General features: G+C 49.6%; 22 protein-coding genes. 18 read left to right on the forward strand and 4 right to left on the reverse strand.

What is annotated here, in order from left to right; all coding sequences use genetic code 11:
- Positions 1-176 precede the first annotated feature (176 nt).
- The 7 genes from LQV63_RS11460 (at position 177) to LQV63_RS11490 (ending at position 5630) form a co-directional block, all read left to right on the forward strand.
- A complete protein-coding gene (locus LQV63_RS11460) occupies positions 177-767 on the forward strand; it encodes a TetR/AcrR family transcriptional regulator (RefSeq protein ID WP_019423990.1) in 591 nt (196 codons plus the stop codon).
- Between the two features lie 37 nt (positions 768-804).
- On the forward strand, positions 805-1254 hold the full coding sequence (locus LQV63_RS11465) for a DMT family transporter (RefSeq protein ID WP_233696814.1): 450 nt from the start codon (positions 805-807) through the stop codon (positions 1252-1254).
- Between the two features lie 3 nt (positions 1255-1257).
- Positions 1258-1650 (forward strand): YvaD family protein, encoded by a 393-nt coding sequence (locus tag LQV63_RS11470; RefSeq protein ID WP_233696815.1) that lies wholly within the window; start codon positions 1258-1260, stop codon positions 1648-1650.
- A 130-nt stretch (positions 1651-1780) separates the two neighbouring features.
- Positions 1781-1960: a small acid-soluble spore protein H gene (locus LQV63_RS11475; RefSeq protein ID WP_019423993.1), complete on the forward strand. Its 180-nt coding sequence runs from the start codon at positions 1781-1783 to the stop codon at positions 1958-1960.
- A gap of 152 nt (positions 1961-2112) precedes the next feature.
- Positions 2113-2700, forward strand: a complete 588-nt coding sequence (locus tag LQV63_RS11480) for a YitT family protein (protein WP_019423994.1) — start codon at positions 2113-2115, stop codon at positions 2698-2700.
- Positions 2701-2823: 123 nt separating this feature from the next.
- Positions 2824-5040 carry a heavy metal translocating P-type ATPase gene (locus LQV63_RS11485; protein WP_233696816.1) on the forward strand — a complete coding sequence of 739 codons (2217 nt, stop codon included), beginning with the start codon at positions 2824-2826 and terminating at the stop codon, positions 5038-5040.
- A 14-nt stretch (positions 5041-5054) separates the two neighbouring features.
- Positions 5055-5630, forward strand: a complete 576-nt coding sequence (locus LQV63_RS11490; RefSeq protein ID WP_325175873.1) for a sulfite exporter TauE/SafE family protein — start codon at positions 5055-5057, stop codon at positions 5628-5630.
- A gap of 128 nt (positions 5631-5758) precedes the next feature.
- On the opposite strand, the gene LQV63_RS11495 is transcribed toward LQV63_RS11490, so the two are convergent.
- Entirely contained in the window at positions 5759-6181 is a 423-nt protein-coding gene (locus LQV63_RS11495) for a FixH family protein (RefSeq protein ID WP_233696817.1), read from the reverse strand.
- 195 nt (positions 6182-6376) lie between these two features.
- Between LQV63_RS11495 and LQV63_RS11500 the strand changes: the two genes are divergently transcribed.
- Positions 6377-6958: an SCO family protein gene (locus tag LQV63_RS11500; protein WP_233696818.1), complete on the forward strand. Its 582-nt coding sequence runs from the start codon at positions 6377-6379 to the stop codon at positions 6956-6958.
- Positions 6959-7158: 200 nt separating this feature from the next.
- A complete protein-coding gene (gene gpmA, locus LQV63_RS11505) occupies positions 7159-7890 on the forward strand; it encodes a 2,3-diphosphoglycerate-dependent phosphoglycerate mutase (RefSeq protein ID WP_233696819.1) in 732 nt (243 codons plus the stop codon).
- Positions 7891-7953: 63 nt separating this feature from the next.
- On the opposite strand, the gene LQV63_RS11510 is transcribed toward gpmA, so the two are convergent.
- On the reverse strand, positions 7954-8250 hold the full coding sequence (locus LQV63_RS11510) for a DUF5316 domain-containing protein (RefSeq protein ID WP_233696820.1): 297 nt from the start codon (positions 8248-8250) through the stop codon (positions 7954-7956).
- A 157-nt stretch (positions 8251-8407) separates the two neighbouring features.
- Here LQV63_RS11510 and LQV63_RS11515 point away from each other — a divergent pair, with 157 nt between their 5' ends.
- The 5 genes from LQV63_RS11515 (at position 8408) to LQV63_RS11535 (ending at position 13813) form a co-directional block, all read left to right on the forward strand.
- Positions 8408-9325 carry an NAD(P)/FAD-dependent oxidoreductase gene (locus LQV63_RS11515; protein ID WP_233696821.1) on the forward strand — a complete coding sequence of 306 codons (918 nt, stop codon included), beginning with the start codon at positions 8408-8410 and terminating at the stop codon, positions 9323-9325.
- A 143-nt stretch (positions 9326-9468) separates the two neighbouring features.
- Complete coding sequence (locus LQV63_RS11520) at positions 9469-10548, forward strand: lactonase family protein (RefSeq protein WP_233696822.1); 1080 nt, start codon at positions 9469-9471, stop codon at positions 10546-10548.
- A gap of 274 nt (positions 10549-10822) precedes the next feature.
- Positions 10823-12568 (forward strand): Rieske (2Fe-2S) protein, encoded by a 1746-nt coding sequence (locus tag LQV63_RS11525; protein ID WP_233696823.1) that lies wholly within the window; start codon positions 10823-10825, stop codon positions 12566-12568.
- 155 nt (positions 12569-12723) lie between these two features.
- Entirely contained in the window at positions 12724-12984 is a 261-nt protein-coding gene (locus LQV63_RS11530; protein WP_233696824.1) for a hypothetical protein, read from the forward strand.
- A 103-nt stretch (positions 12985-13087) separates the two neighbouring features.
- A complete protein-coding gene (locus LQV63_RS11535; RefSeq protein WP_233696825.1) occupies positions 13088-13813 on the forward strand; it encodes a HEAT repeat domain-containing protein in 726 nt (241 codons plus the stop codon).
- A gap of 206 nt (positions 13814-14019) precedes the next feature.
- Here the strand turns inward: LQV63_RS11535 and LQV63_RS11540 are convergent, their stop codons facing one another.
- Both LQV63_RS11540 and pdaA read right to left on the reverse strand, forming a co-directional pair.
- Entirely contained in the window at positions 14020-14934 is a 915-nt protein-coding gene (locus tag LQV63_RS11540) for a DMT family transporter (RefSeq protein ID WP_233696826.1), read from the reverse strand.
- A gap of 193 nt (positions 14935-15127) precedes the next feature.
- Positions 15128-15904: a delta-lactam-biosynthetic de-N-acetylase gene (gene pdaA, locus LQV63_RS11545; protein WP_233696827.1), complete on the reverse strand. Its 777-nt coding sequence runs from the start codon at positions 15902-15904 to the stop codon at positions 15128-15130.
- Between the two features lie 279 nt (positions 15905-16183).
- Between pdaA and LQV63_RS11550 the strand changes: the two genes are divergently transcribed.
- From LQV63_RS11550 to LQV63_RS11565, 4 genes are all read left to right on the forward strand, one after another.
- Entirely contained in the window at positions 16184-18649 is a 2466-nt protein-coding gene (locus tag LQV63_RS11550) for a peptidoglycan-binding domain-containing protein (protein WP_233696828.1), read from the forward strand.
- Positions 18650-18840: 191 nt separating this feature from the next.
- A complete protein-coding gene (locus tag LQV63_RS11555) occupies positions 18841-19875 on the forward strand; it encodes a glycoside hydrolase family 18 protein (protein ID WP_019424009.1) in 1035 nt (344 codons plus the stop codon).
- A gap of 147 nt (positions 19876-20022) precedes the next feature.
- On the forward strand, positions 20023-20598 hold the full coding sequence (locus LQV63_RS11560) for a TetR/AcrR family transcriptional regulator (protein ID WP_233696829.1): 576 nt from the start codon (positions 20023-20025) through the stop codon (positions 20596-20598).
- 19 nt (positions 20599-20617) lie between these two features.
- The gene (locus LQV63_RS11565; RefSeq protein WP_233696830.1) at positions 20618-21745 is read left to right on the forward strand and encodes a cytochrome P450; all 1128 of its coding nucleotides are present in this window, start codon (positions 20618-20620) and stop codon (positions 21743-21745) included.
- Positions 21746-21754: the final 9 nt, after the last annotated feature.

Here is a 21754-nt window from a genome sequence, read left to right on the forward strand (position 1 = left end):
AGAAGCTGCTTGAACTAGTATGACCAGTTATTGAATCTGGGTGAATATGTTATATCATTTTCGGATATAAGATAGCAAGCGGCGCTTGACAGGGATTTACGGGATAAAATATACTGATGTGATGGTACTAAAAAAAATATATTAGTACCCGTGTTACAGCGAGGAGGGAGACACACATGAAAGACCGTCTCATGCAAGTCGCCTTGGAATTGATGACATCGCATGGTCTCAAGTTCACGATGAGTGATCTTGCGAGTGAGTTAGGCACGAGTAAACGGACTATCTATGAGCACTTCGCGTCTAAAGAGGAGCTGATCGGGGCGATCGTCGACGAATCCATCGCAGAGGTCATTCAAATCGAAAAAGGAATATATGAGGACGACAGCTTAAGCTGTGTCGAGAAATTGAAGCAGGTGCTTTCCATTGTTCCAAGCGGTCTGAAGCTGAGCGACAGACGGCTGCTGGCGGAGATGAAGCGTTTTTCCCCGAATGAATGGAGTAAAATCAATAATTATTTGCAAGAAGAGTACGGATGGGGAACGGTGAAAAACATTCTCGAAGAAGGGATAGCAGCCGGTGATATCCGTCCCGTGCATGTCCCGAGCGTGCTGCAAATGATGATAGGTGCGTCAGCAGCAATATTCGATCCGGACTTCTTATTGCGCTCGTCCTGCACATTGCGGCAGGCTGTCGAAACGATGGCGGAGATGCTGACCTTCGGTTTGTCTGCAGCTCAAGAGAATGTGAATGATGCAAGGGAAGGATAAAGAGCGAGTAACAACCTCATAAAAGGAAGTGACAACGATGCATTGGCTCTTTTTGCTTGGCGCTATCGTACTGGAAATTGCCGGCACGGTATCGATGAAGCTGTCGCAAGGCTTTACGCGGCTGCTGCCGTCGGCACTTATGATCGTTTTTTATTTATTGGCCTTCACTAGCTTGAATTTCTCGCTCAAGCAAATTAACGTCAGTGTCGCCTATGCCATCTGGTCTGGCGTTGGAACGGCGGCCATCGCCGTTATCGGCTACATGTATTTTCAAGAGGAACTGACTTTTCTGAAGATTGCATCCATCATCTTAATCATTCTCGGTGTAATCGGCCTGAACATTGGCGGAGGAGCGCATGCCAGTGAAGTGAATGATGTTCGAGCCGTTCAGAGCTCGGAAAAGGAGGAACGGTCGATCCCGATTGCTGCGGACTCAACCGCTTCCACTCTAACTAGCGACGTCAAAATCGTCGAGAGGAGGGAATAAGCGATGCGATGGATGAGAGTGTTTTTCTGGATAACAGATGTCGGATTCATCTTGTATTGGGCGGTGACGGCGTTAGAGCTGATTCCGCCTCAATATCTATACAGCGATTACAGCAACCCCATATTGGTCGCATGGAACTGGTCTTTCATGCCCCTAGATTTATTGATCTCATTTACCGGTCTATACAGTATGTTGCTGCAGAAGCGCGGACGGGAAGCTTGGCGCATGTGGGCGCTCATTTCGCTCGTACTTACGTTCTGCTCAGGACTGCAGGCGATCTCCTACTGGGCGATTCGCCTCGAATTCGATCTGGCTTGGTGGATACCGAATGTGTATCTGCTTCTCTATCCGCTCTGTTTCATTCCGCTATTGCTGCGTCGACAGGCGGTCCGCTAGGTCTGGTGCAAGTGCTGGCCGATCGCTGCGCGAAGAAGACGGGAATGAGGTCATCACGGCTGGAGATAGGAATAAAAGGACCTCCTTGCGACAACATTACTAACGTACAGCCAATAGGGAGGTATCGAGTATGAATAAGCAGCGAGCTATGGAGATTGCGGCTTCACCGGACGTGGTGGAGGTCACCTATGAGGGAACGCCGATTTATATTCAACACGTGAACGAACAGAATGAGACGGCCCGCATCTTTCCGCTTGACCAACCGGAGCAAGAACGGGAGGTCCCTTTAAGCAGCTTAGTGGAACGATGATGACCGTTCGACCACATTAAAACAGAACAGGCGATGGGAGACAGATTCCCATCGCCTGTTGTTGTGTATGGGACAGCCAGTCCATAGGATTGCGGCAATTTTTATCCGCGCGCGCATATATATAAGACATGCCTATAGCGGAGTTGATCAAGGTGCGGTATGTCCACAAAGCAATTGCAATATTACTTGGGAGTTTGTTAATCGCTGCAGGAATTCAATTTTTTCTTGTCCCCTTCAAAGTGCTCGACGGAGGAATCGTTGGCATCTCGCTCATACTGAATTATTTGTTTGGAACGAAGGTGGGGCTGGTCATTATCGGATGCAGCATTCCGATCTTCGCTGTGGCATGGGTATACCGACGCGAATTGTTTTACAACAGTCTGCACGGAATGTTCATATCATCCTTCATTATCGATTTGTTCGAACCACTGCAATATCATTTTCTCTATTATGTGAACTTATCTCCACCGATGAGCTCCACGATCGGAGGCCTCATCATTGGAACGGGTATAGGCATCATGCTGCGATTCGAAACAAGCACGGGAGGAACTGATCTGTTGGCGAAGCACATCTCCAATGTGCTTAATATCAATGCGGGCTTCATTATTTTCATTATGGATGCGATCGTGATCGGTATTGGCGGCTTGCTTATTTCGACGGAGACACTGCTGCTCTCTCTCATTGCGATTTCCAGCGGCGGCATCATGACAAGCCTGTGCGTATCGAAGGGCAAGACATAGCCCTATCGGGCTATCCTAAAATCTCAACCTCTTCATATACTGTCTGAAAGGCTTGTCTATAAGCGTAGTTCAAAAAGGTCACTAATGGGACGTTTTGAACAACTGTGTAAGGGGAGATGAAAGATGAGCAACCGTCAGCCTACTATGGAGCGGCAGTCTTTGTCGATCTCAGGCATGACATGCGCCGCATGTGCGGCACGAATCGAGAAAGTCGTCAGCAAAATGGAAGGAGTCCATGAAATCAACGTCAACTTTGCTCTGGGAAAAGGGGATGTGACGTTCAATCATACGACAACTCCGGTAGAGCAGATTACAGACAACATCAAGCGTCTCGGATTCGACGCCCGCGTCGAAACGAATCTGTTCGCCAAGTCAGCCTCGACCAGTGCGGAGTGCAATCGGCTGCGTAACCGATTCCTCCTGTCCGCATGCTTTACCATTCCACTTCTATGGACGATGGTGAACCATTTTCACTTTACTTCCGGCATTTGGATTCCCGTACTGTTCCTGAATCCTTGGTTTCAATTTGCAATGGCGACGTTCGTGCAGTTTGTCATTGGCGGACCTTTTTATACGAGTGCCTACCGTGCGCTTCGGCATAAGAGCGCCAATATGGACGTTCTTGTTGTCCTCGGCACATCGGCGGCTTATTTATACAGTCATTATGTTGTATTTCATCCCAATGCAACTGCGATTGGACAGCATCCGCCGTTATATTTCGAGACGAGCGCCATGATTATCACCATCGTCCTGCTTGGTAAATGGCTGGAAGCGATGGCGAAAAAACGGACGCTGCATGCGCTGGAGCAGCTTCATGCACTGCAGGCTGAGGAAGCCGACGTGCTGCGGGGGCGCACTGTTGTACGTGTTCCGCTGGCGGAAGTTCTTCCCGGCGATACAATTGTCATTAAGCCCGGAGCAAAAATTCCCGCAGATGGAACCGTCATCACCGGATGGTCAGCGATTGATGAATCCTTACTAACCGGAGAATCACAGCCGGTGGATAAGCATAGCGGGGATACCGTTATCGGCGGAACGGTCAACCTGAACGGGACTTTGCATGTGAAGGCTGAGAAAATAGGCAGTCATTCGGCCTTGTCCCATATGATCCAGTTGGTCGTGCAGGCTCAGCATACGAAACCATCGATTCAGCGTCATGCAGATGATATTGCGGAATTATTCGTTCCGATCGTAATGAGCTTTGCAGCGATTACTTTTGCGGCGTGGGAGTTCGTGTTCGCTCCGGGCGATTTCGGAGAAGCATTGGAACATGCCATCTCTGTGCTTGTCATCGCCTGTCCTTGCGCAATCGGATTGGCGACGCCCACATCTGTGCTGGTCGGTTCGGGTAAGGCCGCCAAAAAAGGCATTCTGTTCAAGGATGGAAAGCATCTCGAAATGCTCCAGCAAATCGATACCATACTGCTGGACAAGACGGGAACGATTACGGAAGGGAAGCCAAAATTAACGGACTATATCGCAGTCGGCAGCATCGACGAGATGACTCTACTCCGATACGCGGCCGCCGCAGAAGTCCACTCGGAGCATCCGCTGTCCCGTGCAGTCGTGGCCGAAGCGGAGGCCAAGTGTCTCGCGGTTCCGCCTGCTTCCGGCTTTCAGGCATTTCCCGGCTACGGCATTCGCGCATCGGTCGAGGGGAAGGACGTGCTCATCGGCACAGCCCAGTGGCTGCGCAAAGACGGCGTGAAGGTCCACGATATGGCGGAGGCCGTCAAGTTCGAGTCGCAAGGGAAGACGGTGTTGTATGTGGCCATTCAGGGGAGGCTGGCCGGCTTATTGGCGGCTCGTGACAGCATCAAGGTCACGTCAGTCCAAGCGATTGACACATTGCGCAAGTGGGGTGTCGACGTTGTCATGGTCACAGGTGATCAGGAACGAACGGCCTTGACGATTGCGCAGGAAGTTGGGATCCGCAGCGTGCATGCCGGTTCCTTGCCGGATGATAAAGTCAAAGTACTGCAGAAGCTGCAGCAGGCAGGCAGGAAGGTCGCGATGGTCGGTGATGGTGTTAACGATGCTCCCGCATTAGCTGCGGCAGATATCGGCGTCGCGATCGGGACCGGCGCTGACATAGCCGTTGAGGCGGCGGATGTCAATCTGGTGCGTGGTCATCTTACCGGGTTGACGGATGCTATCCGCATCAGCCAGAAGACGATGGCGAACATCAAGCAAAATTTGTCGTTTGCCCTCATCTACAACGTGCTCGCCATTCCGCTTGCGGTCATTGGTTGGCTGGAGCCGTGGATGGCCGGGACTGCCATGGCGTTAAGCTCCATATCCGTAGTAAGCAACGCGCTGCGGCTTCAGCATTCGAAATGAGCGACAGGAGGCGAATGATGAATCAGACCTTGCTGCTTACCGCGCTGTCGGGCCTGATGAGCGCGCCGCATTGTGTGCTCATGTGCGGAGGGACGATGGCGAGCTTCACCTTAAATGCGAACCAAGGACCGCTTGCCGTAGCAGCCGCTTACAACTTGGGGCGCGTGTGTACGTATACGCTTATTGGCGCCTTCATGGGCCTGATCGGATCGTTCGTCGATGGAGCAGGGGTGTTGATCGGTCTCCAAGGGATATCCGGAATTATGGGCGGACTCCTTATCATGCTATGGGTGTTCGGCAAAATTACATTGCCTGTCCAGCGCTTCAGCCCGCTGCGGCTGGCCGTTGTCCAGCGTTGGCTCACCAGGCTGCGGGGAAGCAAGGAGCGCTGGACCATCTTGCTCAGCGGGGTGCTATTCGGGTTCATGCCATGCGGCTTGACCTACGCCATGCAAATGAACGCCGCCGCAAGCGGGAACTCATGGAGCGGTGCGGCAATCATGGCCGTGTTCGGCTTAAGCACTTTCCCGACGCTATTGTCGTTGCCTTGTTCGCCAACCACATACATAAATGGCTGCGCAGTTATATGACGACAGCCGGTAAAGTGTTGGCGGTCATCATCGGCCTGCTGTCGATATTGCGGGGCATGGCTGCGAACGGCTGGATTCCCCATCTGTACCCATGGCTGTGGTAGGCCACAGGTGCAGATAGCCGCTTTTCATTGCACGGCCTCAAATGGATGGACGGCCTCGACCTTTCTTCCGCCGCTATGTACGACGACTAGCATTTCCCACATTCCCGCCATGAGGGGCACGGCCTCTCCCGTGTAAATACCCGGTTCCGCTTCGCTTATCTTGACCTCAATCCGCCCGCACATCATGTGCGGCATCGATAGGGCGGCGCTCATTTTCGCTCCGCTCACCGGCTGTCCGCTGCCGTCACTGAGGCGAATCGACAGCGTGGCTGATGCCAGCATCTGTGGCGGAAACGGTGCGATTTCCGTCTGCAGCTCGACACCTTCCTGCTGCACGGTCATCACTGCTTCATATTGAATCGAATCCTTCCACGCATAGCCGGCGCTGATGAGGAGGAGCAGGCTAATGGCGGCGGCTGCGCCAACGATGAATGGTTTCAGCTTCATTTTCATATCTCCATAAAGGGAATTTGTTAATGTGTATCCGGCTACGGGTTGTACTATGACATATGACATCATTGCATTCAAAACTTACAAATTTGAACTGTCACAAATTTGTGCGGATGACTAGCCCGATCGAGTCATGCCGTACTTCAGCAATCCGTTACAATGAGACGTAGATTTGGGAAACGGAGGCTGAACATGAAGAACATACATATCGGATTTGGGATTGTGCTCCTGCTGGCCGTGATCATGTCAGGCTGTTCGGGCAAGGAAAAACCGAATGATTTCGACTGGAAGGTCAACGCGCTGTCTGCGGTGGATCAGAACGGAAATGCCTTTGCGACCGGAAATATGGCAGGGAAGGTATGGCTGGCGGATTTCATGTTTACAAGCTGTACGACGGTGTGTCCGCCAATGACTTACAATTTGACGCAAATCCAGGACATGCTGAAAGGTAAAGGGATTCAAGAGGTGGAGATCGTATCGTTCAGCGTCGATCCAAGTGTGGATACACCGGAGAAGCTGAAGCAATTCATCGGGAAATATGAGGCGGACACGAGCAGTTGGCGGCTCGTTACGGGATACGACCAGAAGACGATTGAGCAATTCAGCCGTGATTCCTTCAAGACGCTTGTGCTGAAGACGGAGGATTCGGATCAGGTGACGCACGGCACTTCCTTTTTTCTGGTCGACCAGTCGGGAACGGTATTGACGAAATACGATGGCCTGGAGCCGGATCATGACAAGATCGCAGCGGACGTGCGGGCTTTATTGGATTAATTGCGCATCAACGGCATGACGGACGTTTCGGCTAGGCTCACGTTGATTCGCACGGTCGTCGACAAGCTGTATACGAACGTGGATTGGTCCATCGAAATGGAGGAAGGCTTGGATACCGGTAAGAGGATACAATGACGCTTGCTATGTTATAATGAAATGAGTACAGACTAGATATTGCATGGACAGATAGGAGGATACATATGCCGAAAATCGTGCTTATTCGTCATGGCCAGAGTGTGTGGAATCTAGAAAACCGATTCACCGGATGGACGGACGTCGACTTGTCGGATCAAGGGCTGCGCGAAGCACGGGAAGCGGGAGAAATCCTGAAGAAGAACGGATTTGCGTTCGATATCGCTTATACTTCCGTGCTTAAACGGGCGATTCGTACCCTGTGGATTGTGCTGCATGAAATGAACCAAATGTGGATTCCCGTCCATAAGACCTGGATGTTGAACGAGCGTCACTACGGTGCGCTGCAAGGCTTGAACAAGGCGGAAACCGCCGCGAAATATGGTGAAGAACAGGTGCATTTATGGAGAAGGTCGGTCGAAGTAAGACCGCCTGCCTTGGATAAGAGTGATTCGAGATACGAAGCGTTCGCTCCTCAGTACCAAGAATTGCAGGAAGGGGAGTTCCCTCTCACTGAAAATTTGGAGGACACGGAACGAAGAGCGCTCAAATATTGGCACGACACGATTGTACCTTCGATTCAAGCGGGCAAGCGAGTCATCATCTCTGCGCACGGGAACACGTTACGGGCGCTCGTCAAATATTTGGATGACATTCCTGCAGACGGTATCTCCAACTTGAACATACCTACAGGTGTACCGCTCGTATATGAATTGGATGACAATCTGAAGCCAATTAAACATTATTATATAGGGAATGAAGGACCGTTGCCTGAAGGAAGCGTAGCCAAACATATCTAGTGACGTCATGTCATAATATTGGGGAGAGCCGCACGTGGCTCTCCTTTGTCGTGATTACAGGCTTTAGCGGTAAACGCTTATGTACAGAATGAGCGCCGCTATGATGCTGGGCAGACCAAGCAGCCATAGGGTCACGTTCAACCGCAACCGTCGTTGTTCATCCTCCGCGGTATCATATTCTTGATTGAACCGCTGATAGTTCGCATCGCTGAAGGTGCCGGACAGCAGTCCGGCAATTGCCCATAGACCGAGACCGATAGAGCCGCTGCCGACGAACATTTGGTGAAGATTCCCCCAAATCAAACAATATATTGCTGTAACGATGACGATAAGCAGCCCGAGATTAATCCGTTTCGCCATATTTCTCCCCTCGGTGTCTCAATTTATCCCAAAGCTCTATTATACTTAAATATGGGTAATAGTGGAATGTAAAAAGTGAGTGCAAGCATAACGAAGCCAACGCCGGGACACGATAAAATGGAAAATAGCAGGGAAACGATGGAAGGAAGAGATTCACATGTTCGATTGCATCATTATTGGCGGCGGAATTGCTGGCCTGCAGGCTGCGATTCAGCTTGGACGCTATGAGCATCGCGTGCTCGTCATCGATTCGGGGACCGGACGTTCTACATTATGCCGCCGGTACCGCAACATTCTGGGCTGGCCCGACGGTGTTGCAGGGGATGAGCTGCGCCGGCTCGGACGAATACAAGCGGATACACTCGGTGTTCACTTCGTCACTGGCAAAGCCGGATCCGCAGGCGGAAGTGAGGAAGAAGGGTTCTTCGTCATAGTCGGCGATGGAGCGGATAGGGAGAGGTATCGGGCACGTACGCTGCTGCTTGCCACTGGCATCATGGAGCGGCTCCCTCCAGTTCCCGGACTGCGCGAATGTCTTGGCCTGACGCTCTACGTATGTCCGGACTGTGACGGTTATGAGGTCCGCAACCGCCGCACTGTCGTAATCGGAGCAGGCAACACCGGTGCCGAGATGGCATTGACCCTCCGCAGCCGAACGAACGAATTAATTTATATCAATCATGAGCGCACTGCAATTAAAGATGAAATGTACCGTGAACTCAATGAGAACGGAATCCCCGTCATGCATGAACAAATGAGCGAAATCACGGTTGCTGGAGATGGAGAGATGACCGGAGTAAAGCTCGTACAGGGCGGGTTTATCGAGGCGGAGCGGGGATTTGTCGCCTTTGGCGGCAATGCCGTCCATACGGATCTGGCGACGGAACTGGGGGTTGAACGGCTTGAGAATAAGCACATCCCGACAGATCCGCGCAGCAAGATGACCAATGTTCCGGGAGTGTGGGCAATTGGCGATATTGGCGTACATTCCGAACAGGCCACGATCGCAATGGGGGAAGGAGCGCAAGCGGCGATATGGATCCATAAGTCGCTCGTACGCCGTCGGGGAAGCTGAGAGAGCTTTTTCATTCGCCCCTTTCATTTTTTCAACACTTAATAGAGGAGCAGCAAATGCGGATTGCTTTTGGGGACGAGATAAGTGTACATTAAGAGAATATACGTCTTCAGCAATGATTGCTTTCAAGGAGGAATAAATACATGACTGAACGCATGCTTGTATTTGTCGGTTCGTATGCGGAAGCATCCGATCCAGGGGTATACGTCTATGAATTTAAAGAAGAAACAGGAGAGCTCACGCTGCAGAATCAAGTGTCGGGATTGAAGAATCCGACATTTCTAAATGTGAATGTGCCAGATGCAAAGCTGTATTCCATTGCAGAAGGTCAGTCGGAAGCGGGCGTGAAGACGGGTGAAGCGGTATGCTTCTCCATCGACCCTGCTCAAGCGAAGCTGCAGGAGTTGAACCGTGCGCTCGCTGTCGATGCTCCGACTTGTCATATTCAACGCGATGCGGACAACCGTTACCTATTAGTAGCTAGCTATCACGGCGGCAGAGTAGGACTCGTTGCGCTTCAAGCAGACGGTCTGATCGGCGAGCAGCTAGACGTCAAGCAGCATGAAGGCCATGGACCACATCCGGAACGGCAAGATCAGCCGCATCCGCATTCGGTGTTCTTCAGCCCGGATAACCGGTATTTGTTCGTATCGGATCTCGGCATTGATTGTATTCGCGCATATACAATTGATAAGGAACGCAATGTGCTGCAATGGCACGGGGATACGGAAGTCCAGCCGGGCGCGGGTCCGCGTCATTTGACCTTCCATCCGAACGGGGAACTCGTCTATGTTATTAATGAAGTGAATTCTACCATTACGTCCTTCCGTTACGATGCAGAAGCGGGCCGTTTACATACGATTGAAACCGTTCCGACACTGCCGACTGATTTTATAGGAGATAATTCTTGCGCGGAAATTACGGTATCTGAGAACGGAAAATATTTATACGGTTCGAATCGGGGGCACGACAGCATCGTCGTATACACCATCGATTCCGACTCTGGACGATTGACGCTTGTGGAGCACGTGTCCACGGAAGGCAAGCATCCGCGTCACTTTGCTTTGACGCCGGGAGGACGATTCCTGATCGCCGCCAATCGCGATACGAACAATATTGCGATATTCCGGGTTGATGAAGCGACAGGCAAGCTGCAATATACCGGCAGTTCGGTTCAGGTTTCGAAGCCAGTGTGCGTGAAGCCAGTCATATTTGCGGTGTGATAGATATTTCACTTTAACCTTAAACTGATTTCGATTCGAGATAGCTTGTGCGGACAACCAATATGTTGTCCGCTTTTTATTTTGGACTGAACTATACTATGTGACATAGCAATGACACATACAATCGATTACATGGAGGAACGATTGGTATCAGAAGCAGGTAGAAAATAACAAAGGGTTTCACTTTTGAAACAAAAACGTATATTATTATATTGTAGGAAATATCTTATTATAATGATTATATTATAGGAATGATGCTAGAGGAGGGACTGCATTGACGAACTGGGTTCGCGCAGGTGCACTTGAAGATCTAAAGCAGGAAGGCGCAAAGGTTATTAAGGGCGGCATCGCCGTATTCTATTATGAGCAGAAGGTATATGCGGTGGATAACCGCTGCCCTCATATGGGATTTCCGCTCCATATGGGAAGCTTATGCGACGGCATTCTTACGTGTCATTGGCACCATGCGCGCTTTGACGTGTGCAGCGGAGGGACGCTGGATCCTTGGGCGGACGATGTGCCGACCTATCCCGTCAAGCTGGAAGCGGGAGAAATCTATGTCAATCCGAAGCCGCTGACCAAGGGCCAAACGGAAAGACACTTCCAGCGGCTGCATGAGGGAATGGAGCAGAATCTGGCGCTCGTCATCGCCAAGTCTGTCGTTGCCTTGGTTGAAGCTGGCGTGCCTGATGCACAGATCGCCCGAGTGGGATTGGAGTACGGAGCAACGTACCGTTCGGGTGGATGGGGCTCTGGGTTGACCATTCTTGCAGCTATGGTCAACATCCTGCCGAAGCTAGAGCATTATAACCGAATACTGGCACTCTATCACGGTCTTAGACGCGTCGCTGCTGATTGTTCAGGTCGGCCGCCGAGGTTTCTTATGCAAGCGCTTCCGAATAGTGGCGTATCTACAGATAGGCTGACATCTTGGTATCGTCAATGTATCGAAGTTCGCGATACACAAGGGGCAGAACGCGTGCTGCTCACTGCGATCCGGAGTGGTGCCGACAAGCGGGCCATCCTGGACATGATGCTGACAGCGGCAACGGACCATTTTTATCTGGATGGCGGCCATACGTTCGATTTTCATAATAAAGCGTTTGAAATGCTGGAGAAGGCAGGCGATGAGCTGGCAGAGCGTGTGCTTGCTTCCTTGGTCCCGCTGCTCAGCAATCCTTCGCGAAGCGAAGAACGGCACAGCTGGCAGCATCCGATTAATCTGGTTGCTCCGCTGCATCAAGCATTTGAAGCGCTGCCGAAGCTGAGGGAACGCAGCACTGAACAACATGACGAGTTGGACGAGGAGCAATTCATTCATCAACTGCTCGGTGATCAGCCGCTTGCCGCGCTTGCTGCCATCACACAAGCATTGCAAGGCGGAGTGGCACCCGTTCACATAGCGCGCCTCGTGACACTCGCTGCTGCAGAGCGAATCAACCGGTTCCATACGCAAAATGATTTCGGAGACTGGATCGCAGTGTTGCATACGTTTACACATGCTCATGCCGTGCATGAAAGCTTGCTTCGCGGAGCAAACGATCTTACGATCCGTGCGGTCTATTATGCGGCCGTCAGCATATACCTTGACCGCTTCCTCAACATTCCCGCCGCATCGCCACCGACAGCTGAGAAGTATGGCAGCTATGGCTACACGACTGACTTAAGCGAGCTGCTGGATCTAATGAATCAACGCCAACAAGTTGCAGAAGCTGCTAACTGGGTCGCACATTACCTCGATCAAGGAGGCAATGTCGATTCGTTATTCAACACGTTGGGCCACTCATTGCTGCGTGAGGACGCCGAGTTCCACTCCTTCCAAATGATCGAAGCCGCCATCAAGGAATATGATCAATGGTCGAACATTACCGGCCCGCTTGCGAATCGGGCAAAAAGAACGATGATTCTGGCACTGACCCGCTATTTGGCTGCACATGCTCCGACTGCGCGCGAGCAGTCACACATCGCACGCATTGCGTGGCGATTACAGCGTGGAGAACGGCTGTTCAAAGACGAATAAGTGACCTGTCAATTCTGATCCAATACAACAAAATCCTTCAAATCTTAGTATTTTGCAAAAGAACGTTAGCATCGTCTATGTATTATTCCACACCTTTTTTTTACCATTAAGGAAAGTTTCATACGAATCACATGCTAAGGAGGTAGTGGATCAGGATGTGTGACAACCCGCTATTGCTCACGGATGAGCAAATGAGAAAATTTATTACTGAAGGGTTTCTGATGTTGCAGACCGATTTGCCGGAGCAATTCCATCAGCAGCTGACAGAGCAGTTGAACCTGGTGTATGAGCAAGAAGGCAATCCCGGAAATAACTTGCTGCCACGGATAAGGGAACTGCAGAAGGTGTTCTTACGATATTTGGCACCGTTCCACTCCGAACGTACTCGGCCAGCACCGGTACATGTTGAAATTTGAATTTATGCGTATGGTAGCACCACAAGCCCCAAGTTGGAATAATAAGGAGGATGCTTGGAGGAAGCCCGCCGTCCTCAATACTCCGATTGCGGAGCATGAGGTCATGTGGAAGGAATCATGGAACTGGCTGTCGGGACAAATCGGCAGTATCGCGAATACGGTTACTGGCAATGCAGAGACGGTATGTCTCCTTGGGGCTGAACTGGAGCAATCGGATGAACCAGCGGCACTCAATGCAGCGTATGAGCTTGCATGTCTTGGACAGCAAGGCGTAGAAGAGCTGTTGAAGGGGCTCCGGCATGACAGCATCCCAGTGTCGCGGATTGCGGCATACGGATTATCAGCTGCGGGTGCAGACGCCGTACCCGGTTTAATCGCCGCCTTAAGCGATAAGCGGAAGGAGACGATCGTTCATGCTGTTTTTGCGCTCGGAGAATTGCGTCAGCTTGCGTCACAGTCCATTCCGACCATGGTTGGTCTGCTTGACCATTCATCTGTGACGATTCGACGCACCGTAGTTGATGCACTGGGAATGATCGAAACGCCAGCGGAGGACGTCGTGCAGGGATTAATTCAATGTTTGCATGATACCGATGTGCAAGTGCGGTTCATGACCGGGCTGTCCTTGGCCCGTCTGGGTTCTGCTGCCGAGACAGCCGTAGCTGAGTTGGAGAAGGCACTGGAAGATGATAACCGTTACGTCCGTGCCCATGCGTTGGAAGCGCTTCGATACATTGGAACAGACCAGGCGAAGGACGTGCTGATTCAATCGTTGTTCAACTCGCGTTGGTGTTCCACGACGACAGCAGTCAATTCGTTCTACCCTTGATTGTAAGATTCTGATGCATTGGCCCTCAATCAACCGATCGGAGCTTCGATAATTTAGTCCGGATACGTTGAGCCCAGGCGTTGGATGCCTGGGCTTTGTCGCGTACTAGCTCTAATCTGCAGTGCTTCGATGCGGTCAATGAGTGGGGAGACGACGATGCGCTGCAGCAAAGCTTTGAGGATGTTGTAGCCATAACGTCTCGATTGCTATGCGGTACCTACATCCGCCGTGGTTGAAACACTCTGAGGAGCCTTGCGATCGTTCACAAGGAACACCCACACACCGAAGATGAGAAGCAGGCAAGCTAGCATTTGCAAAGGCGTCATCGCTTCCCCCAACAAAATCCATGCGAGTATGCTAGCGCCAACTGGTTCACCGAGTACGCCCATCGAAATGGAAGTGGCGTTCATGTATTTGAGAAGCCAGTTGAATAGCATGTGCCCCAACACGGTAGGGACGATCGCCATTAAGCTGAACAGCACCCATTCCTTTGCCCCGTATCCGGTCATTGCATAACCGGCACTGATGTTATACACGGCAAGACAAGCTCCCGCCACGAGAAATACGGTAAAGTTGTATACATAAGAAGAGACACGCTGCCGTAAGTCTTGACCGAGCAGCATATGTATGACTACAGCAATGGCGCCCAACACAGACAACAAATCTCCATAGAGCGCTTGCCCGGAAATTTTCAGATCTCCCCAACCGATAAGTATAACTCCAAAGAGAGAGATGACAATCCCGAATACAGCCCGCGACGTCGTCCGCTGTTTGAACAACCAGAAGGAACCGGCCATGACGAGAATCGGCTCCAGCGTCAGCAGAGCAGTGGAACTAGCTACCGTCGTGTGACGAAGCGATTCCATCCAGAGAAGAAAATGCAGCCCGAGAAAGAAACCGGACATCGTCATCCGGAGCCAATCCCTGCGCTGTATCGAGCGCCACTCCGCCCGATACGACCATACCCATGGCAGCAGCACCAGATTGGTCAGCAGCAAGCGGTACATTCCGATAACCGGAGCAGGGGCTTCCGACCATTTGACGAAAATGGCGGAGAACGAAATTGCGATCATGCCGATAACCAATAGGGCATATAAATGCGATGTTTTTCGTGATGACATTTTTCTGACAGACACCTCGGTATTTATAAAATGGATTCCTAGCATCAAAGCGTTAGTATACAACAATCCTGAAGAAGTTGGAATGATAGTTTTTTTGATACACAGAAGAAGAAGTCCCCGTAGTTGAGGACTCCTTCTAGGTGTGATGAAGGTCGGGCGCTCATCCATTTACCGTCGTTCATGCTGTGGATATTCACTTCGGCTGCTGCAACTGATCCAGCGCAATAAACTCATATCCTTGTTTTCTGGCACCATCAATAATACTGCCCAGTGCATTGGCGTTATCCTTCGAAATCGAATGGAGAAGCATAACGGCCCCGGGATGCAGCTGACTCATCACCTTGTCATATGCATAACGCGCGCCCTTCTGAGCGTTCACATCCCAATCTTTGTAGGCCAGAGACCAGAATACGTTCGTGTATCCCATCTCGCGAGTTACTGCCAACGTTCGCTCGCTGAAGATGCCACGGGGCGGGCGAAGGTAAATCATTTGCTGCTTACCTGTTACTTGGGCGACTTCCGCCTTCACCTTGTCCAGCTCTTCCTTCAGTTGCGCGTTAGAGATTTGCGTCATATCGGGATGACTCCATGAATGGTTGCCGATGATATGTCCCTCGGCGGCCATTCGTTTCAGAAGCTCCGGTTGACTCTTCACGTAGTGTCCGGTCACAAAAAAAGCAGCGGGCACTTTTTTGTCTTTTAACGTGTTCAGGATCTGTTCCGTTAATCCATTCTCATAGCCGTTGTCGAACGTGAGATACAGCACCTTTTTGCCGGTATCGCCTAAAAATATCGCTCCGTTTTTATCGATGATATTTTTGAATCCTTCCTGATCAATTGAAGGTAGCTGGCCGTTCTGGCTTCGTTTAAATCCGAAATGATAAGCGTGGTTCTCAAAGGCATACGCCGATATGCCAACTGTCATCGTCAACATGATGACCAGCAGGGACGAAATAACATATCGTTTCATTGGTTGTAACTCCTTATTGCAATCGTTTTTTTTATTCTACCGTTTACTATTTCTTGTTCGCGCCAATTTATACGATATGTCTCCGTGAAGCGCATTTTTTCGGTTTGAAGCCCTAAAATCACGCTTGACCATTTGTTTAAATGCTGATGCACAAAGGCATCGCCAATCATACAATGGTGAAGATACAAGACGATGGCTGATATCCGGCCGCCAACTGCAAATGTAGTGCGTCGGGATAAGGTTCATAAAAGCTGTCCTGTCGTGAAAGGGGTTATTACGATGGAGTTGTACTTGTCACTCGGGAGTGCCGGACCCGAAGTGCTGGAATCTGAACAAATGCTTAGCCGTTTAGGGTATTACGTAGATGTGAATGGACAATTCGATAGATACACCCAGCGAGCCGTGAGTAAGTTTCAAATGGACCGCAGCATACCGGCGACCGGGATTATCAACAATGTAACGTTTGAACATTTAAAATATGCAGTAGCCGAATATAATTCCCGAATTGGTCAGCCTTTGTCGTTTGTTCCAAAAGCAATTGCTCCGCCGTCTCCGGCTCCCCAGGAGCCGCCGGTTATGCATCAACCCGCACCGGAATGGAGCAGTCAGCCGGAGGCGCATCAACCCGCACCGGAATGGAGCAGTCAGCCGGAGGCGCATCAACCTGCACCGGAATGGAGCAGTCAGCCTGAGGCGCATCAACCCGCACCGGAATGGAGCAGTCAGCCGGAGGCGCATCAATCCGCACCGGAATGGAGCAGTCAACCGGAGGCGCATCAACCATGGCAGGAGATAAACATCCCTTCTCTCATGCAGGAAGGGTCAATCAGCGGGACCATCACCAGAGCTAACAATTATAATTTTTGCATCATTGCGGGCAAGGAGTACGTTGTGAAAGCCGCCGCTCTGCATGATTCCTTAAAAAGGCATACCAGCAACTTCAATCTGTTCATATGCTGCATGGATCCGATTGCCTTCTCTATGTTAGGGAAAATGAACCTGAGCAACGTCATTCTTATTCGAGTTGAGGTCATAGAAGATGATCGCCTTCGGTATGCCAAAAGCGATCGGAAAATGAATGAGTACTGCTGGACGCTCAAGGCCCCTCTGATCGAATTCTGCCTGACTCACTATGGAATCGATTCTGTCATTTACTGCGATGGGGATATATACTTTTTCTCTGATCCGAAGCCCATTTTTGACGAATGGGGAAGCCATTCCGTATTTATGTGCCGACAGAGGGATGTCGAATGGGTAGAACAATTGTACGGAAGGTATCAAGCCGGTTTGATTGGTTTCAGAAATGATCAATACGGTCTGGAGAGTCTGCGATGGTGGAAAGAAAAATGTCTGGAGTGGTGCTACCACAGAGCGGAAGAAGGAAAGTTCGGGGATCAAAAGTATTTAGACTATGTGCCGAACTATTTTCCGAATATAAAAATATCGGATAACCTAGGAATTAACGCGGCTCCGTGGAATTGCATTTATAATAATGATTTCAGAATTCATCGGCAAAACAACGAATTATATATCGAAAATGATAAACTTGTCGCTTATCATTTTGCCTGCATAGCCATTTATAACGAGAATGAGTTCGATCTCTGGTCGATTGGTGAAATTACGATCGGCAAAGTCATTAAAAATGAAATTTATATACCGTACCTCGATAAATTAAGAGACATCATTGCATCTGTCAAAGTGAATGACGGTTATGCGTTAAGTCAAGCTCTAAATCACGAGGATCCATCCAAAGCGAAAACGTATTATAAATATTCCGGATTTAGAAGAAAAATGGATCAGTGGGACCAGTTCTTTAACTTCGCAACCATCGTCCACCAAGAAAACCTGATTAGAGGGTTGGCGCTATATCATTCACTGAAAAACAAAATAGGGAATTTTCATCATTGGATCTGCTGCATGGATGATTACAGCTATCATGCGTTGAGCAGAATGAACCTGGAAAATGCATCGTTAATCCAAATGAAGGAGGTTGAAAACGAAGAGCTGTTACGAGTAAAAAGCTCGCGAAAACTAAACGAATACAGTTGGACATTAAAAGCGCCATTATGTCTTCATATCCTTGGCCATTATAAGGAAATCGACCACATCATTTATTGTGACCCGGAAGTTTATTTCTTCTCCGATCCGAAGCCGATATTGGATGAATGGTGGAAGTATTCCATTTTCTTATGCAAGCAAAGAGGGAATTATGAGCATGAACAGGTGCAAGGGCTGTTCCAAAGCAGCCTCGTCGGATTCAAGCGAGAAGAAAACAGCATTACGATTTTGAAGTGGTGGAAGGACAAATGCTTAGAAAAATGCAGTGAGAATTACGATGCGAATGATCAAACGTTCAGAGATCAAAGATATTTAGAATATATCCCGCTCATTTTTCAAAATATTAAATTAATCGATCATAAAGGAATTAATGCCGCCCCGTGGAACGTCATCTTGAACAACCATTATTCTGTCGGGGTGCAAGAGAATAAAGTATTTATTTACGATAACGAGCTTGTATCTTACCATTTCGGAAATATGCTTATCTATAATCAAGACGAATACGATTTATGGCAATTGGCGCCGATCTCATTCGATTATTCGATTATCAGCAATATTTATACGCCGTATATAAATACCGTAAAAGAAGTGTGCAAATCCATTCATTTCAAAACGGGAGCAGATGTATCGCTTCTTTACGAACACGCCTCCAGTAAGCATTCTGCTAAAAATTATTTCAAATTTTGATTGGCTCATATCTAATAATACGACGAGGTAGCAGGGGACTGCTGCCTTTTTTGTTGATCCACAGGAACACATATGAAATGTGCGATTCAGGTGCTATAATATCTTTGAGAGCTGAGACTAAGATGGGTACCTTAAAAAAGAAGTTATTGTGCATGTTGATATCGATAACTCCATTGAAAAGGTGATGACAGATGAAAACAATGAACTACATATTGGCAGGCTATGCAGGGGACAGTGTTCTACCGCAAGTTACGCCAGTTGACGCGGCAAGATTGACCCATTTGAACGTGGCCTTCGGTCATGTGAAGAACGACAAAATTACGATCGGCCATTTGCAGAATCTGGCTTATTTGTCCAAGTTGAAGGAATACAATCCTGAACTGCAAATTTTATTGTCTGTTGGCGGATGGAGTGCCGGCGGTTTCTCGGAAGCGGCTTCAACGGCGGAAGGGCGCCGTCTATTTACAGAATCTGCTGTGGAAATACTGCGCGCGCATCCGTTTGACGGCATTGACCTGGATTGGGAATATCCTTGCTATTCAGAAGCGGGAATTAAGTCCAGTCCTGATGACAAGACGACTTTTACGCTGCTTCTGAAAGAGTTGAGAGAGGCGATTGACCGTCAGGGACAAGAAGACGGACGTCATTACTTGCTTACGATTGCAGCGGGTGCCGATCAATATTATTTGGATGGGACTGAAATGGATAAGGTTCAGCAATACTTGGACTTCATTCAATTGATGACATACGATATGCGCGGCGGATTCCAGACGCTTACGGGCCATCATACGAATCTATTCGCCTCTACCGGGGACCTGTTCCGAATCAGCGTAGATGCATCGGTTCGTCTCTTCGTGAACGCGGGAGTTCCGCGCGAGAAGATTGTTATCGGGGCTGCCTTCTATTCGAGAATGTGGAAGGATGTGCCGAAAGAGAATGATGGCTACCTGCAAATGACTTCGTCCTCAGGAGGCTATGGTCCTGACTATTCGGCACTAGCGGCTGAATACATCGACCGCAACGGTTACATCCGTTACTGGGATGACGAAGCGAAGGCTCCTTATTTATACGACGGCAGCACCTTTATCACCTATGATGACGAACAATCTTTGACGTGCAAATGCGAGTATATTAAAGAGCATCAAATCGCAGGCATTATGTTCTGGGAGTACAGCTGCGACCGAACGGGCAATCTGTTAAGCGCATTGTACAGAGGACTCAAATAGGATCTATTATATCACCGGGCCGTTGGCTGCTGAAATGCAGCTGACGGCCTTTTTGCTCATTTTTTTAATTGACATAATATAACTGACATGGTAAGTTTGATTTGAACTGACTAGTCAGTTCAAAGTGGTGGTGGAAGGAGAAACACAGTGAGCAGAGTGAAAATATTAAATGCCGCGGCAGACGTATTTTCCACACATGGATATCAGCGGGCAAGCATGGATGAAATAGCTATGCAGGCAAATGTGGCAAAAGGAACGCTGTATTATCATTTTTCGGGAAAAGCGCAGCTGTTTCAAACTTTGGTAACGGAAGGCATGAGTGAACTCGTCGCCAAAATCCGATCGGATTTAAATACGGATGTGACGTTGGAGGAACAAATCAAACGCATTGTGCAACACCATCTGGACCTATATCTGGATAACGGTGCTCTGGCTCGGATTGTTTTTTATGAATTGTCCAACGGCCTGGAGGACGAGGTGCTGGAGAACATTCAACAGATACACCAAGAATATATCCGCTTTCTAACCGAAGTATTGGAAATGGGAAGAGCGGAAGGGATGCTCCGTTCCGTTAACAGCAGATTGGCCGCTGTCGGTATCATCGGTATGATTGAGCATGTGTGCGCGGAGTTTTTGACAGAAGGAGAACACCTCGCTAGGGAACAGCTTGAAGAAGTAATTATTACAATTGTTACATCAGGATTGATACGTAAGGTTGAATAGTGAAGGAGTGGTGAATGCAATGGAATGGGCAAATGAAAATAACATCCTGCCGCTGTCCCACTTTGCGCAGAAACGCGCAACGGATCCGATTTCGTGTCAAGATGGTGTATGGAATGTATACAAATATAAGCATGTCAAAGCGATATTTGGCGATCACGAACATTTCTCTTCGCAAGCGGAAGGGGATCCGGGCCATGATGAACCGATTGAATTCAGCATTTTGCGGCGGGACCCGCCGAAGCATCGCCAGCTCCGAACCTTGGTGTCGCAAGCTTTTACTCCGCGTGCAATTGAAGCGCTTATTCCCCGTATCGAAGCGCTATCGCACGAGCTGTTCGATCGGGCGGAGGGCAAAGGCGCGATGGAGGCCGTCAGCGACTTTGCCGGACCGCTCCCGATTATCGTCATCGCGGATATGTTGGGCATCCCTGTGCAAGATCGGGACCGGTTCAAAGAGTGGTCTGACGCGTTGGTAGGGAACGATTATGAGCGCTATGTCTGGTGTCAAAAGGAAATGGCCGCTTACTTTGCAGCCATCGCCGAGGAACGTCGCCGTGAGCCGCAGGATGATCTCATTAGCCGGCTTGTTCAAGCGAAAGCGGATGGCGATCCGTTGCAGCCGCTGGAGTTAATCGGCTTCTGTATTCTGCTGCTCGTCGCTGGAAATGAGACGACGACGAACTTGCTGTCTTCAGCACTGCTCTGCTTTGATAGCCGCAAGGACGTTTGGTATGAAATTCGTCAAGATCGCTCATTGCTTGCCCCTGCGATTGAAGAAGTGCTGCGATACTGTTCTCCTGTACAAATGATGGTGCGGCGGGTTAAGCAAACTACCGAGCTTGACGGATTTATATTTCAGGAAGGACAAATCGTCAATCTGTGGATCGGATCGGCCAATCATGATGAAGACATCTTTGAACAGCCGGAATCATTCAACATCCGCCGCAGTCCGAATCCGCATCTCGCTTTTGGTCATGGTATCCATTTTTGTCTCGGTGCCCAGCTTGCGCGATTGGAGGCGACCATTGCACTGAACGCTCTGCTTGACCGTTTTCCTGATTTCCACCGCGACCGCTCGCAAATGTTGGAACGCATCGACAGCTGGCTTGTGTTCGGTGTCAAGCGCCAGGCTATCCAGTTGAAATAATAAATGGCA

This window comes from Paenibacillus profundus (assembly GCF_021369635.1).
GTDB classification, from domain to species: Bacteria; Bacillota; Bacilli; order Paenibacillales; family Paenibacillaceae; genus Paenibacillus_B; species Paenibacillus_B profundus.

What these genes read in the sequence shown, in the direction of transcription:
- LQV63_RS11460 (WP_019423990.1), top strand. Translation starts at nt 177, where the DNA reads ATGAAAGACCGTCTCATGCAAGTCGCCTTGGAATTGATGACATCGCAT.
- LQV63_RS11465 (WP_233696814.1), top strand. Translation starts at nt 805, where the DNA reads ATGCATTGGCTCTTTTTGCTTGGCGCTATCGTACTGGAAATTGCCGGC.
- LQV63_RS11470 (WP_233696815.1), top strand. Translation starts at nt 1,258, where the DNA reads ATGCGATGGATGAGAGTGTTTTTCTGGATAACAGATGTCGGATTCATC.
- LQV63_RS11475 (WP_019423993.1), top strand. Translation starts at nt 1,781, where the DNA reads ATGAATAAGCAGCGAGCTATGGAGATTGCGGCTTCACCGGACGTGGTG.
- LQV63_RS11485 (WP_233696816.1), top strand. Translation starts at nt 2,824, where the DNA reads ATGAGCAACCGTCAGCCTACTATGGAGCGGCAGTCTTTGTCGATCTCA.
- LQV63_RS11490 (WP_325175873.1), top strand. Translation starts at nt 5,055, where the DNA reads ATGATGAATCAGACCTTGCTGCTTACCGCGCTGTCGGGCCTGATGAGC.
- LQV63_RS11495 (WP_233696817.1), bottom strand. Translation starts at nt 6,181, where the DNA reads ATGAAGCTGAAACCATTCATCGTTGGCGCAGCCGCCGCCATTAGCCTG.
- LQV63_RS11500 (WP_233696818.1), top strand. Translation starts at nt 6,377, where the DNA reads ATGAAGAACATACATATCGGATTTGGGATTGTGCTCCTGCTGGCCGTG.
- gpmA (WP_233696819.1), top strand. Translation starts at nt 7,159, where the DNA reads ATGCCGAAAATCGTGCTTATTCGTCATGGCCAGAGTGTGTGGAATCTA.
- LQV63_RS11510 (WP_233696820.1), bottom strand. Translation starts at nt 8,250, where the DNA reads ATGGCGAAACGGATTAATCTCGGGCTGCTTATCGTCATCGTTACAGCA.
- LQV63_RS11515 (WP_233696821.1), top strand. Translation starts at nt 8,408, where the DNA reads ATGTTCGATTGCATCATTATTGGCGGCGGAATTGCTGGCCTGCAGGCT.
- LQV63_RS11520 (WP_233696822.1), top strand. Translation starts at nt 9,469, where the DNA reads ATGACTGAACGCATGCTTGTATTTGTCGGTTCGTATGCGGAAGCATCC.
- LQV63_RS11530 (WP_233696824.1), top strand. Translation starts at nt 12,724, where the DNA reads ATGTGTGACAACCCGCTATTGCTCACGGATGAGCAAATGAGAAAATTT.
- LQV63_RS11535 (WP_233696825.1), top strand. Translation starts at nt 13,088, where the DNA reads ATGTGGAAGGAATCATGGAACTGGCTGTCGGGACAAATCGGCAGTATC.
- LQV63_RS11540 (WP_233696826.1), bottom strand. Translation starts at nt 14,934, where the DNA reads ATGTCATCACGAAAAACATCGCATTTATATGCCCTATTGGTTATCGGC.
- pdaA (WP_233696827.1), bottom strand. Translation starts at nt 15,904, where the DNA reads ATGAAACGATATGTTATTTCGTCCCTGCTGGTCATCATGTTGACGATG.
- LQV63_RS11550 (WP_233696828.1), top strand. Translation starts at nt 16,184, where the DNA reads ATGGAGTTGTACTTGTCACTCGGGAGTGCCGGACCCGAAGTGCTGGAA.
- LQV63_RS11555 (WP_019424009.1), top strand. Translation starts at nt 18,841, where the DNA reads ATGAAAACAATGAACTACATATTGGCAGGCTATGCAGGGGACAGTGTT.
- LQV63_RS11565 (WP_233696830.1), top strand. Translation starts at nt 20,618, where the DNA reads ATGGAATGGGCAAATGAAAATAACATCCTGCCGCTGTCCCACTTTGCG.